Raw genomic sequence first — 14066 nt, 5'->3', positions numbered from 1 at the left:
TAAAAGACGATTTTGCATATTAATTTAAATGAAGATACAAATTAACAACATATTATTCGTTTAACGAAAAAAGCCTTAGGCTATTGCCATAGCTGCAATACTTATTTTTATATTCTTTGCTTTATTTAATTCAATAACACAAGCTTCTAATGTGTTTCCTGTAGTAATAATATCGTCTACTAATAAAATGTGTTTGTTATGTAATTTGTCTAATGCGCCAACGTTAAAGGTTTCATTATTTAGTTCCCATCGTTCTAATCGGTTTTTTCTGGCTTGAGACTTTGATGGATTGGTAATTTTAACTAAAATATCTTCATGATAATCTGCATTAAGTAGCGTTGCAATGTTTTGACCAAATTTAGAGACTTGATTATAACCTCTTTTTTTTAATTTTTTTGGATGCAATGGTACAGGTATTACTATATCTATGGAGTTAAAAATTTGATTAGCACTTAACTCTTCACCCAACCAATCGCCTAAAAAACTTCCTATGGCTTCATTATTACCATATTTTAATTGGTGTAATAAATGCTGTACTTTTCCTTTTTTTTCAAATCTAAGTAAGGCTGTTGCAGCTTCAACTTTTACACGACCATAAAAAACGTTTTTTACAAAAGGATCTTGACTTAAATGGAAGTTTGTAGTGGGTAGATCATGTCTACAGTTGGTACATAAAAAGGTTTCGTTGTCTGATAATGTGTCTTTACAAGCATTACAAACCAATGGGAAAAATAAATTTGCTAACGCTTTTAAACTCATGAATATTAATATTTTCTTTAGGTCAAAAATTATTGAGAATAGCAAGTGTAAACTTGTAATAGTCTAGTTTTTAGTGAAAAACACACTCAAGTTATCGAAAAATTCTTACAATTCCATTATTTTATACTATTTTAGTATCAATTATTTAAACTCATGATTATAAAACCCCAAATCTATAATCTTAAGTTAGTTATTATTGCACTAACAGTACTGCTTTGTGCGCTTGGTTTATACAGTTATATTAATTACAGCTCTCTAAATCAATATAAAAACTTTCTGGTAGATGAAAACGCTTTAATTGAAGCAGAACTTAATCAATTGTCAACAGACTATAACGCACTTAAAATTGACAACCAATTGCTAAGTGATAGGTTAGAGAAATCTAAAATAAGAATAATACGTATCCTAGATTCTGTCAAGCATATTACGCCAGATATAAAGTTGCTAACCCACTACAAAGAGCAATTACATGCTATAAAACGTGAAAATGCTAAAATATTAAAACTAGTGGCACAATTAAATAAAGAAAATAAATTGCTTCAAGAAGAAGCACGTTTGGCAGACCAAGCTTTGGATGAGACGATTTTATTATCTAAAAATTTAAAACAACAGAATATAAATTTATCAAAGCTTAACACTAATTACCTAAACGAAATAGATAAAGCAAAAATGATTAGCGTTAGTGATATTTTTGTTGAAGGCGTAAAACGTGTTACAACTAGTGGTAACATTAAAACAACTACAACAGCAAAACGCATCAAAATGTTAAACGTTTGCTATACAGTTCTTAAAAATGACATAGCAACACAAGGTAAAAAGGAGTTGTATTTTCAGGTTTTAGATCCAAAAAGCAATGTAATTGCTTACAAAGGAGATGTTGTTATTGGTGACACTTCACTGATGTATAGTCAGTTAGATGTTATTAATTATACAAATAATAATTTGCAGACTTGTGTTTTTATTGAGCTTTTAGAAAATGAAACATTAATAAAAGGAGAATATTACATAACCGTGTATCATGATAATCAGTTAATTGGTAGTGCAACAGCGACCTTTAATTAATCAAATTATAAATATTAATCCATTTATTAAAAACGCTAAGAGTAGAAATACTTAAGGCGTTTTTTTTATTTTAAGATAGTTAAACAATTTTATTTCCTCTTCATCGATTATAAATTGGCACCTTAATAAATAGCAATATTTTTATTTCCAAATAAAAATATAATCATGTTAGTTTTTCCTCATACATATAACTATAGGATAATTATAGGCTCGCTGGTTGTTGTTTTTGTGCTGTTAGGATCTTATACGTTAACAAACTATATTCAATTAGAAGATTATAAAACATACGTATCTCAAGAGAAAAAACTATTAGAAAACGAATTATCAGATATGGTAGTCCGTTACGAGAATGTTCAGGTGGAAAATGTTTCACTTCGTAAAAAACTTGAACAATCTAAGGTTAATATTGAGCGTGTTCTGGATTCTATAAAAACATTAAAACCAAGTGCATCGTTATTATCGTTATATCGCTCAAAGATTAATCTTTTGCAAAAAGAAAATGCAGAAGTTTTAAATTTAGTTTCTACATTAAAAACCGAGAACGAGCGTCTTGCTTCCAAAACCGAAACTATCTCGCAACACTTGGTAGCTGCAAAAAACAATACGTCAAGCTTAGTTGCTAAAAATAAAGGATTAGCCACAGCTAACTCAAACATGTCCAATGCCCTAAAAAAGGCAAGCGCATTAAGTCTAGCATCTTTAGACGCAAAAGCTGTTAAACGAGTGACTAAAAAGCGTATTGTAAGCACAGATAATTCTAGTAAAGCTAATAAGTTATACGTTGCTTTTACCTTAGCTAAAAATAAATTAGCAACCTCAGGAGTAAAAGATTTATACATACAAATATTAAATCCTAACAACAATGTCGTTGCAGATCAAGGGTCAGTCTCGTTTGGAGAACAATCATTAATTTTTAGTAAAAAATTAAAAGTAGAGTATAAAAACCAAGATATTGATGTTAATACATTAATAACTACAGATATAGACGAACCTTTAACTAAAGGGGTTTATTTTGTAAATGTTTTTTACGATAATACTAGATTAGGAAGCACCTCTATATTGCTTAAATAATAGTTAAACAATAATTAATTTAATCCATTACCATTAATAATGGTTTTATTTTAGCATTTTATTTCAAGAAATAAAAAAGCTTATATTCGTTTATATTATCTCTAAAAACCCTTTTTTTGAACAAAATAAATTTTTTAAAAGAATCCTTAAAAAGCTTAAAAACTTCTGGGACATTGTTTCCAAGCTCTAGATTCTTAGCATCAAAAATATTAAAAGGGATAGATTTTAATACTGCTAAATTGATAGTAGAGTTTGGACCAGGAAATGGTGTGATTACTAAAGAGATTTTAAAGCAGTTAACACCTGATGCTAAGTTAATTAGTTTTGAAATTAACGATAAGTTTTACAATACATTATTAAATATTAATGACCCTAGATTAATTGTCTCAAATCAATCCGCAGATAGGGTTTTAGAAGTTATAAAAGACCATGGTTTTGAAGCTGTGGATTATATAGTATCTAGTCTACCGCTTACCAATATACCAAAGCCAATAACTAAGTCTATTTTAAAAAACTCTTATAAAAGTCTTAAGTCAAAAGGCTACTTTTTTCAATACCAATATAGTCTAACCTATTATGCAACGTTAAAGGATACCTTTAAGGGTAACGTTAATTTAGGTTTTGAGCCATTAAACATTCCGCCTGCATTTATTTACACTTGTCAAAAAGACTAATCATTTTTTGGTTGTACACTTTTATTTATCGTTTATCTTTGTACTACTATGGCAAACAACGACGATCAATTTAAAAAAGTAATCTCTCACGCAAAGGAGTATGGTTACGTATTTCAAAGTAGTGAAATCTACGATGGACTTAGCGCAGTTTATGACTACGCTCAAAATGGAGCAGAATTAAAGAAAAACATACGTGACTATTGGTGGAAAGCAATGGTGCAAATGAATGATAATATTGTTGGTATTGATGCAGCAATATTTATGCATCCTACCACATGGAAGGCATCTGGACACGTAGATGCTTTTAGCGACCCATTAATAGACAACAAAGATTCTAAAAAAAGATACAGAGCAGACGTTTTAGTAGAAGACTATTGTGCTAAAATTGAAGCTAAAATCGATAAAGAAGTCGCTAAAGCGGAAAAACGTTTTGGAGACGCTTTTAATAAACAAGAATTTATTTCTACCAATCCAAGAGTTTTAGGTTATCAAGAAAAAATTGATACCATATTAAAACGTTTAGGAAAATCTTTAGAAGCTGAAGATTTAGCAGATGTTAAAGCATTAATTGAAGAGTTAGAAATAGCTTGTCCTTTATCAGGAAGCAGAAACTGGACAGACGTTAAGCAATTTAACTTAATGTTTGGTACAAAATTAGGTGCAAGTGCAGAGACTGCAATGGATTTATATTTACGTCCAGAAACAGCTCAAGGTATTTTTGTAAACTTCTTGAATGTGCAAAAAACTGGAAGAATGAAAATTCCTTTTGGTATTGCACAAACTGGTAAAGCCTTTAGAAATGAGATTGTTGCAAGACAATTTATTTTTAGAATGCGTGAGTTTGAACAAATGGAAATGCAATTTTTTATTAAACCAGGCACACAAAAAGAATGGTTTGATTACTGGAAAGAAACTAGATTAAAATGGCATAAATCTTTAGGTTTAGGCGAAGACAACTACCGTTTTCATGACCATGAAAAATTAGCACATTACGCAGATGCTGCAACAGATATTGAGTTTAAATTCCCATTTGGTTTTAAAGAATTAGAAGGCATCCACTCGCGTACAGATTTTGATTTAAAACAGCATGAAGAGTTTTCAGGAAAAAAACTTCAGTATTTTGATCATGAAGACAACGCAAGTTATACACCTTACGTTTTAGAAACATCTATTGGTTTAGATAGAATGTTTTTAGCAGTATTTTCTAATGCTTTAATGGATGAAACTTTAGAGGATGGAAGTGTTAGAACAGTTTTAAAATTACCAGCAGTATTAGCACCTGTAAAAGCAGCTGTTTTCCCGCTAGTTAAAAAAGACGGTTTACCAGAAATAGCTAAGCAAATTATTGAAGATCTGAAATGGGACTTTAACGTGTTTTATGACGAAAAAGATGCGGTTGGTAAGCGTTACAGACGTCAGGATGCTAATGGTACACCATTTTGTATTACAGTAGATCATGAAACTATAGAAACTAATACAGTTACTATTAGACATAGAGATACGATGGAGCAAAAACGTGTTGCCATCTCAGAGCTTAAAGACATCATCAAAAAAGAAGTTGATGTTAAAGAGTGGTTAATGAAGATGTAAAGTATTATAACAGGAATTTATAAAAAAAGCCCAAACTGATAAGTTTGGGCTTTTATATTTAATTATTTAAATTTTAGAATCTAATTCCAAAATTAATTCCAAATCTTGGCTCGACATTATCTAAGTAATCATCATCAATGCTACCAAGATTTCTTGCTATTTCTCCGTTAATTCCCAACGTAAAAGTGTCATTAAATACCCATTTATGACCAATACCAAAGCCTAAAGAAAAACCGTCTACATCATACGTATATTCTTCTTCTACATTAGTGTCACTAATATAGTCGTAATAGTAATAATCCTCTACAGTTACAGTTCCTGTTCTAAGTTTGGCTTGAGGATAAAAGTAAAAGCCAGCATGATCTTTTTTCTTTGAAAAATAGATAACATATGCTGCTTTAAGACTAATAGCATCAGAGTCTTTTATATATCCAGTATCATAGTAGGCATAAGTGTCAAAAAACGTTGCTCCAATAAAAAGTGACTGATTTTTTTCTAAATAACGTTCGTAATTAACGTTAAATGATCCTGCGACTACTAAGTCAAATAAATTTGATGAAATTTCATTTTTTTTTGTAGTTGTTTCAATGTCTTCTTGAGCAAATCCATAAAAAGAAGTCAATAATAAAACGAATAATAAATGTGTTTTTTTCATAAATAAGATTGATTGATTAAAGCGTATAACTTATCAAAAGCCATACCATTAGTAGATGGTAAATGAATTAAAAGGTTGCGTAAATAAGAATAGTATTATAAATCTTCCTTATAAGCCAATAAGCGTAACGCATTTAAAACAACCACTATGGTTGATCCTTCATGAAATAAAACAGCTAATCCAATATTGGTTAATCCAAGAATGGTAACAGGAACAAGTATAGCAACAACACCTAAACTTATAAAAATATTCTCTTTAATAATGCGTTTAGAGGCTCTACTTAACCCAATAACAAAAGGTAAGTTTTCTATTTTGTCAGACATTAAAGCGACGTCTGCAGTTTCTAAAGCCACATCGCTTCCAGCTGCTCCCATTGCAACACTAACTGTACTTAAAGCCATTGCTGGTGCATCATTTACACCATCTCCAACCATTGCGATTTTTCCGTCTGTGGCTAATAAATCTTTAATAGCTTTTACTTTATCTTCTGGTAGTAAATTTCCTTTTGCTTCTGTTAATCCTATTTGTTTTGCAATAGCATCACCAACATTTTGATGATCTCCTGTTAGCATAATCATACGTTTAATACCAATTGCTTTTAGCCTTTTTAATGTGCTTTCTGCAGTTTCTCTTGGTGTATCCATAACGCTAATGATACCTATCACTTCGTTTTTTAAAGCAACCAACATAACGGTATGACCATGTTTTAAAAGGCTATCCATTGTTGAGATTACAGCATCTTCAACTGTAATACCTTCATCTTTCATTAATTTAAGGTTACCAATAAAGACTTTAGCGTTGTCATATATAGCAGTAATTCCTTTTCCTTGTATGGCTTCAATGTTTTTAGCAATGCCTTTAAAACGTATATTATGTAGCTTTTTAATATCCTTTGCTATTGCTTTTGCTAGTGGATGATTGCTTAAACTTTCTACTTCTAAAACAATTTGGAGAAATTCATTTTCATCAAAATTATTTAAAGCAATCACATTGGTTAATTTTGGTTTTCCTTCAGTTAACGTTCCTGTTTTATCGAATGCAATTGTGGTAATACTTCCTAAATCTTCTAATGCTTTTCCGCCTTTAATTAAAACCCCTTTTTGAGCTGCTCTTGCAATTCCGCTAAGGACTGCACTTGGTGTAGATATGGCCAAAGCACAAGGACTTGCTGCTACCAAAACGGTTATGGCTCTGTATAAACTTTCGTTAAATGTTTCGTCTATAACTAAGTAGGCAAAACAGAGTAAAACAACCACAATTATTACAATTGGCACATACCATTTTTCAAACTTTTTGGTTAAACGTTGTGTTGGCGATTTTTGTGTTTCTACCTCACTCACCATTTTAATTAATCGTGCCACTGTAGAGTCGTGACTAAGTTTTAAAACATGCACTTCAATAGTGCTATCTCCATTTATAGTACCTGTAAATGCAATGTGTTTTTTATCGATGTGTTTAAACTCTGGTAAATTATTTAAAGTTGCAATTGCTGTTTTGTCAACAGGCATGCTTTCTCCAGTAATTGGTGCCTGATTAATACTGCTGTTTCCGCTAATTATTACGCCATCTGCTGCGATTTTAGTGTTTGGTTTTATTACAATTGTATCTCCAATTTTTAAATCTTCAATTGGTGTTTCAATTAGCTGATTTCCATTTTTTACCAATGCTATTTTTGGTGATAAATCACTTAATGCTTCAATAGATTTTTTAGCTTTATTCATCGCGTAATGTTCCAACGCATGACCTAAACTAAATAAAAATAAAAGCAAAGCACCTTCTGCCCAACTGCCAATGTATGCAGCTCCAATTGCAGCAGCAATCATTAAAAAATCGATATCAAATTGTCCTTTTGGTATTTTTTTTAACGCTTCAATAAAAATGAAATAACCACCAAAAAAGTATGAAACCATGTAGCTTATTAATGAAGCCCAAGTTGATAAATCGGTTAGTTTTTCGATAGTAAATCCAGCGACCAAAAAAACACCACAAAGTATGGCAAAATAGAGTTCTGTTTTTTTACCAAAAATTAAATTATGGTTGTGGTTATGTGTGTCGCTAGTATGGTTGCTCATGTAATGTATGCTGTATGATTATTGTTAATGACTGTGTCCTCCTTCGCCATTATTTAGCAACATATTTGTGCCTTTAATTACTATTTGTTTATCCTTTAAAGCTTCAGAATTTAAAATTTCGACATAGACTTCGGTTTGTTTTCCAAGCTCTAATTTAAACGTTTCAAAATGAAATTCATCTGTATTTTCTTCGTCTAAAATTAAAACAAAAAACTGATTATCAACTTCAATTAGTGCTTCTTTTGGCAAGCCGAATCCTTTTTTACTTTCTATAATAATATCAGCATCTACAAACATACCAACAATAAAGTTTTCCTTGTCGTTATCTACGTGTCCATGTACTTTAACACGTCGTGTTTGCTCATCGATTGTGGTACCAACTAAATGCACTTCAGCTTCAAAGGTTTTTTCTGATGCTTCAGGAATGGTAAACTCGATTTTTTGATCTTTTTTAATTTGCATGATGTCCTTTTCAAAGACCAATAGTTCTAAATGAATGTGGTCAATATCCACAATTTCCATGATAACATCGCTTGGCGAAACATAGGTTCCGTTACTAACATTAACCTTTGTAACGTGTCCGGAAATTGGTGCATATAAGTTTATGGTTGAAGCAATGCGTCCTTGTTCTACACTACTTGGATTAAGGTTTAGCATTTGTAATTTTTTGCGTAATCCGTTATAATGCGCAAGGTTGCTTTTGTATGCGCTTTCGGCTTTTAGATAGTTTTTTTCTGAAGTAATTTTTTCATCAAACAATGTTTTTTGTCTGTTAAATTCAGATTTTAAATAATTTAATTGCTCTGAAACTTCCAAGTAATTTTGCTGAAGCTCTACAAATTCAGGATTTTCTAAAGTGACTAAAAGTTGTCCTTTTTTTACGCTATCTCCAACTAACAATGGTGTTTTTGTAATATAACCACCTGTAAAAGTAGAAACACTAGATTTGTTTTTTGGTGGCACATCTATCATTCCGTTTACTTTTACGGTTTCGTTAAAATCGTATTCGGCTAAGGTGCCAAAAGCCATTTTTTCGCCTTCAAATTGAGCTTTTGTAATGGTAATGTCGTCGTTATGTGTTTCCGTTTCAGGAACTAGTTCTGTTGTCTTTTCTGATTTTCCGCAGGCTACTAAAACCAGTGAAAATAATAGGATGTATATCTTGTTCATCGCTTTATAGTGTTAAGTGATTGATGGTAATTACGGTTTGATTGTATTGATTTAATTGCTCTAAATAGCTAAGCTGAATATCTTTTGCAGTCTCTAAACTTTGGATGTATTGAAAGAAATCAATTTCACCTTCTTTAAAGGTTCTATTTGCTGTTTTTATAATTTCTTCGGAAAGGGTTTTTCCTTGCGTTTCGTAATAATTAATAGCGTCTTCGTACTGCTGAAGCTTTGCCAATAACGATTGATATTCAGCATTTAATTTAGCCTGATAATCTTGTTTTTGTTCGGCAATAATATCTTGTGCAATTTTAGAAGCTTTAATTTTTGAACGTTGACCACCAAATAAAATAGGAATTTTAAGGCCCAATTGATAGCCTTTAATATTATCGTTTAGAGTACTGTTTGTACCTTGAAAATATTCCGCATTTAAATCTGGAAGCATGCTTTGTTTTTCTAATTTAGTTTGTGCTTTTTGATAATTTATAGTCGCATCAAAAACCGATAAACCCACATTTTGATTGGCAGATAATTGCGCTACTTCTAGTTTTTGAAGCAAACTGTCTTCAATAGTTATAGAATCTACTTGCACTATTTTTTTAAGTTGTTCTCTATATAAAACAACGTCTTGAAGTGATTGTTTGTAGCGTGTTTCTAACTGTTTCTGTTTGGATTGAGCAGAAATCATTTCTAGATAATTAGTTTCGCCTAACTCAAAACGACGCTTTGCTTTTTGAGCAAAATCTTTATATAAGCTGTCTAAGTACTTATAATTTTTTGCTTTGTTTTTAGCATAACTTAATTGGTAATAATTAGCATAAACTTGTTTTTTTATTTGCTGTAATTGCAAACTAAAATTAGCTTCTTGTAAACTAACTTTAGATTCGTTCACTTTCTTTTCAGCAAAATAAACCGTTGGAAATTTAAAATCTTGTGAGATGCCAAAAACCTTAAGAGGCTCATTATTTATAGCTAAATTACTTTCGTCATAATTATAATAAACACTCGTTTTATCAAACGTAAAAGCCGAACCAACTAAAGTATTGGATTGGTCAATTTTTAAGTTTTCAGCTTTTAAATTCGCATTGTTTTCAATTGCTAATGCTATCGTTTGTTCAATATTTAGTTGTTTGTTTTGTGCTTGAATACTAAAAGTTAAAAGCAAGACAATCACAGAAATAATAGTTTTCTTATTCATTTTAAGCGCTTTTTTTTCTTCAAACCAAGCATATAAAACAGGTAATACTACTAAGGTTAGTAAAGTTGCAGTAAACAAACCACCAATAACAACCGTTGCTAAAGGACGTTGTACTTCTGCACCAGCATTTGTAGAAACAGCCATAGGTAAAAACCCTAAAGCTGCAGCTGATGCAGTAAGTAAAACTGGTCGTAAACGTTCTGTGGTTCCTTTTTTAATACGTTCGTTTATATTGCTGAAACCTTCCGCTTTAAGTTCTTTAAAATGCTCGATTAATACAATTCCGTTTAGTACTGCAATTCCAAATAATGCAATAAAACCAACACCTGCCGAAATACTAAAAGGTAAATCTCTTAACCATAATAAAAGGATGCCACCAACTGCAGATAATGGAATAGCAGAATACACAATTAGCGCTTCTTTAACCGAGTTAAATGCAAAATAAAGGAGGATAAATATTAAGACTAAAGCCACAGGTACTGCAACTAATAAGCGGTCTTTTGCACTTTGTAAGTTTTCAAATTGTCCACCATACGTAATAGTGTAACCAACGGGAAGTTTTAGCTTGCTTTCAATAATGTGTTGCACGTCGTTTACAACAGATTGTAAATCTCGGTTTCTAACGTTAATACCAACTACAATACGACGTTTGGTGTCGTCTCGAGATATTTGAGCAGGACCAGTTGTATAGCTAATTTCTGCTAATTCGCTAAGCGGAATTTTAGTTCCACTTGGTGTATCGACATAGAGGTTTTGAAGACTTTCCATGTTTTTTCTATTATTTTCTTGAAGTCGAAGCACTAAATCAAAACGTTTTTCACCTTCAAAAACACTTCCTGCTGTTTTACCAGCAAATCCCATGGAAATAACATCGTTTAAATCGGAAATATTAAGTCCGTAACGCGCAATTTTACTTCTGTTGAATTTCACACTCATTTGTGGTAAGCCTTCTACTTTTTCAACTGAAATATCTGCAGCACCTTCTACATTTTCAATAAGTCTTTTAATTTCATCTGCTTTATTAGCTAAAACGGTTAAGTTTTCTCCAAAAATTTTAATCGCAACATCTGCACGAACACCAGTAACTAGCTCGTTAAATCGCATTTCTATAGGTTGGGTAAATTCTACTTCCATTCCTGGAATAACTGCTAAAGCTTCCTTGAACTTATCTGCTAATGCATCTTTACTATGTGCAGATGTCCATTCTTTTTTAGGTTTCAGTTTAATAATCACATCACTTTCTTCCATAGACATTGGGTCTGTTGGGACTTCTGCAGCGCCAATACGTGTAACCACTTGGTCTACTTCTGGAAAATTATCTAAAAGAATTTGTTCAATTCTTGTTGTGATTTCTATCGTTTTTCCAAGTGAAGTTCCAGTTTTTAAAACAGGTTGAATAACAAAATCGCCTTCGTCTAAAGTTGGTACAAATTCGCCTCCCATTTTACTAAAAATCCATATACTAGACGCTAGTAAAATAGCAGATAATACAACCACTATTTTTTTGTTAGACAATGCCCAATTAATAATAGGTTGGTAGCCTTTATTTAAAAAGTGCATTAGTCTAACCGAAATGTTTTTTGCAGACTGTTTACTTGGCTTTAAAAACAACGATGAGACCACAGGAACATAGGTTAAACATAAAATCATTGCGCCTATTAAAGCAAAGCTGAACGTCATTGCCATAGGCTTAAACATTTTGCCTTCAATACCACTTAAAGACAGAATTGGAATAAACACGATTAATATGATTAATTGCCCAAAAATGGCAGAATTCATCATTTTTGAAGCGCTTTTTAGTGTTATTTGGTCAATTTCGGCTTGTTTTTTGTTTTTATTAATTTCTGAAAGCTGCGACGCTTTAGACATAATTTGAAACGCAATAAACTCGACAATTATGACTGCTCCATCTATAATAATTCCAAAATCAATAGCACCTAAACTCATTAAATTGGCATCGACACCAAATTGACGCATCAATATAATTGCAAACAATAAACTTAACGGAATAACAGAAGCAACAACCAAACCTGAACGCCAATTACCCAATAGTAAAACCACCACAAAAATGACGATTAAAGAGCCTAGAATTAAGTTTTCGGCAACGGTAAATGTGGTTTTTCCAATCAGCTCGCTTCGCTCTAAAAAACCATTAATATAAACACCTTCTGGCAATGTGCTTTGTATGGATGCTACGCGTTCTTTTACAGTGTCTATAACTTCTTTAGAGTTACCATCTTTAAGCATCATGATTTGTCCTAATACTTTTTCGCCTTCTCCATTTCCTGTAATGGCTCCAAAACGTGTTGCGCTTCCAAAGCCAACAATAGCAACATCTTTAATGTAAATTGGTGAGCCATCATTTTTAACGACTATGTTTTTAATATCTTCTAAAGAGCCTACCAAACCTTCACCACGAATAAAAAAAGCTTTGTCATTTTTTTCGATATAACCACCACCAGATACACTGTTGTTTTTTTCTAAAGCCTTGTAAATTTCTGCAATAGAAATATTCATTGCAGTTAGTTTGTTTGGGTTAATAGCAACTTCGTATTGCTTTAAAAATCCGCCCCAAGTATTCACTTCAACCACTCCAGGAATGCCTGACAATTGACGCTTTACAATCCAATCTTGGATGGTACGCAAATCGGTTGTGGAATATTTGTTTTCGTAACCAGGCTTTACATCTAAAATGTATTGGTAGATTTCACCCAAACCAGTAGTTATTGGTCCCATTTCTGGAGTACCGAAACCTTCTGGTATTTTCTCGGAAGCCGATTTTATTTTTTCAGCAATAAGTTGTCTTGGTAAAAAGGTTCCCATGTCGTCATTAAAAACGATGGTTACCACAGATAATCCAAATTTGGAAACCGAACGAATCTCTTCAACACCTGGTAAATTGGCCATTTCAAGCTCCACAGGATAGGTTATAAATTGCTCGACATCTTGCGTAGATAAATTACGCGATGTGGTAATAACCTGAACTTGGTTATTGGTAATGTCTGGAACAGCACCAATTGGTATTTTGGTTAACGAGAAAATACCGAAGCCTATAATAAAGGCTGTAAAAAGGAAAATAATCAGCTTATTTTTTAAGCTGAATCTTATGATGTTTTCTAACATAATTCATAATAATTAAGAAATAATAAATGCCTGTTTTAAGTAAACAGGATTAGATTCTAAACTAAATTATGCGTGTCTGGGTGGCTGAAAAATAGAAGTTTTTTCAGAGTCTGTTATCGTTTCGTTGTAGTGAAAGTTAAAAGGGATTTCAATAAATTCTTGGTAGTTAATCTCGAAATTGTTTGCAATACCTATAAAAGAAATGTTGATATGTGTACACATGTGGTGATTATCCTTAAACGGAAGGTCTTCGTGCTCTTTGTGGTCATTATCATGACTGTTTCTGGCATCTCCATAGTGTTCTGCTAAAAACTCAAAAAACGTATCACCATAATTTGCTTTATGGAATTCGGCATGTTCTAGCAACACACTAAACTTAGAAATATCTTCCAAGTTTATGTTGAAACTCTGCACGAGAATCAAAAGTGAATAGGTGATGGCTAGAATTTTGCTCATAATAACAATCAAATTTACAAAATTAGATGTGTCTTATGGTAACAAAAGTTACAAATGTCTTAAAAATAAGCTTTTACTCGCTGTCAAGAGGAGTTCCCTAAATAGCATTTTTTTAAATTAAATTGTTTTATAATCTTTGATAGACTGATTTAGTAATTATGCAATTATTTTTAAAATTTATCCTCTTATTTTTTGTTTCACTAGTGTTTGGCCAACAAAACGTGGATACTATCTATGGT

General features: G+C 31.9%; 10 protein-coding genes. 4 read left to right on the top strand and 6 right to left on the bottom strand.

Going from position 1 to position 14066, the window contains the following annotated elements:
• Nucleotides 1-75: 75 nt before the first annotated feature.
• Nucleotides 76-759 (bottom strand): ComF family protein, encoded by a 684-nt coding sequence (locus M890_RS0104115; protein WP_036597147.1) that lies wholly within the window; start codon nucleotides 757-759, stop codon nucleotides 76-78.
• A gap of 153 nt (nucleotides 760-912) precedes the next feature.
• Here M890_RS0104115 and M890_RS0104110 point away from each other — a divergent pair, with 153 nt between their 5' ends.
• The 4 genes from M890_RS0104110 (at nucleotide 913) to M890_RS0104095 (ending at nucleotide 5156) form a co-directional block, all read left to right on the top strand.
• Entirely contained in the window at nucleotides 913-1821 is a 909-nt protein-coding gene (locus tag M890_RS0104110) for a DUF8428 domain-containing protein (protein WP_028282312.1), read from the top strand.
• A gap of 165 nt (nucleotides 1822-1986) precedes the next feature.
• Nucleotides 1987-2892 (top strand): DUF8428 domain-containing protein, encoded by a 906-nt coding sequence (locus tag M890_RS16360; RefSeq protein ID WP_028282311.1) that lies wholly within the window; start codon nucleotides 1987-1989, stop codon nucleotides 2890-2892.
• A 116-nt stretch (nucleotides 2893-3008) separates the two neighbouring features.
• Entirely contained in the window at nucleotides 3009-3566 is a 558-nt protein-coding gene (locus tag M890_RS0104100) for a class I SAM-dependent methyltransferase (protein ID WP_028282310.1), read from the top strand.
• A gap of 48 nt (nucleotides 3567-3614) precedes the next feature.
• The gene (locus M890_RS0104095) at nucleotides 3615-5156 is read left to right on the top strand and encodes a glycine--tRNA ligase (RefSeq protein WP_028282309.1); all 1542 of its coding nucleotides are present in this window, start codon (nucleotides 3615-3617) and stop codon (nucleotides 5154-5156) included.
• Between the two features lie 73 nt (nucleotides 5157-5229).
• On the opposite strand, the gene M890_RS0104090 is transcribed toward M890_RS0104095, so the two are convergent.
• From M890_RS0104090 to M890_RS0104070, 5 genes are all read right to left on the bottom strand, one after another.
• Nucleotides 5230-5811: a hypothetical protein gene (locus tag M890_RS0104090; RefSeq protein ID WP_028282308.1), complete on the bottom strand. Its 582-nt coding sequence runs from the start codon at nucleotides 5809-5811 to the stop codon at nucleotides 5230-5232.
• 95 nt (nucleotides 5812-5906) lie between these two features.
• Nucleotides 5907-7883, bottom strand: a complete 1977-nt coding sequence (locus M890_RS0104085) for a heavy metal translocating P-type ATPase (RefSeq protein WP_028282307.1) — start codon at nucleotides 7881-7883, stop codon at nucleotides 5907-5909.
• A gap of 24 nt (nucleotides 7884-7907) precedes the next feature.
• Nucleotides 7908-9053, bottom strand: coding sequence for an efflux RND transporter periplasmic adaptor subunit (locus M890_RS0104080; protein ID WP_028282306.1), 1146 nt, complete (start codon nucleotides 9051-9053; stop codon nucleotides 7908-7910).
• A gap of 4 nt (nucleotides 9054-9057) precedes the next feature.
• Complete coding sequence (locus tag M890_RS0104075) at nucleotides 9058-13371, bottom strand: CusA/CzcA family heavy metal efflux RND transporter (RefSeq protein ID WP_028282305.1); 4314 nt, start codon at nucleotides 13369-13371, stop codon at nucleotides 9058-9060.
• A 66-nt stretch (nucleotides 13372-13437) separates the two neighbouring features.
• A complete protein-coding gene (locus tag M890_RS0104070) occupies nucleotides 13438-13764 on the bottom strand; it encodes a hypothetical protein (protein WP_232219127.1) in 327 nt (108 codons plus the stop codon).
• Nucleotides 13765-14066 lie beyond the last annotated feature (302 nt).

This window comes from Olleya marilimosa CAM030 (assembly GCF_000518485.1).
Taxonomy (GTDB): domain Bacteria; phylum Bacteroidota; class Bacteroidia; order Flavobacteriales; family Flavobacteriaceae; genus Olleya; species Olleya marilimosa.
The sequence above is the reverse complement of the archived record's forward strand: the minus strand, read 5'-3'. Positions and strand labels throughout refer to the sequence as shown.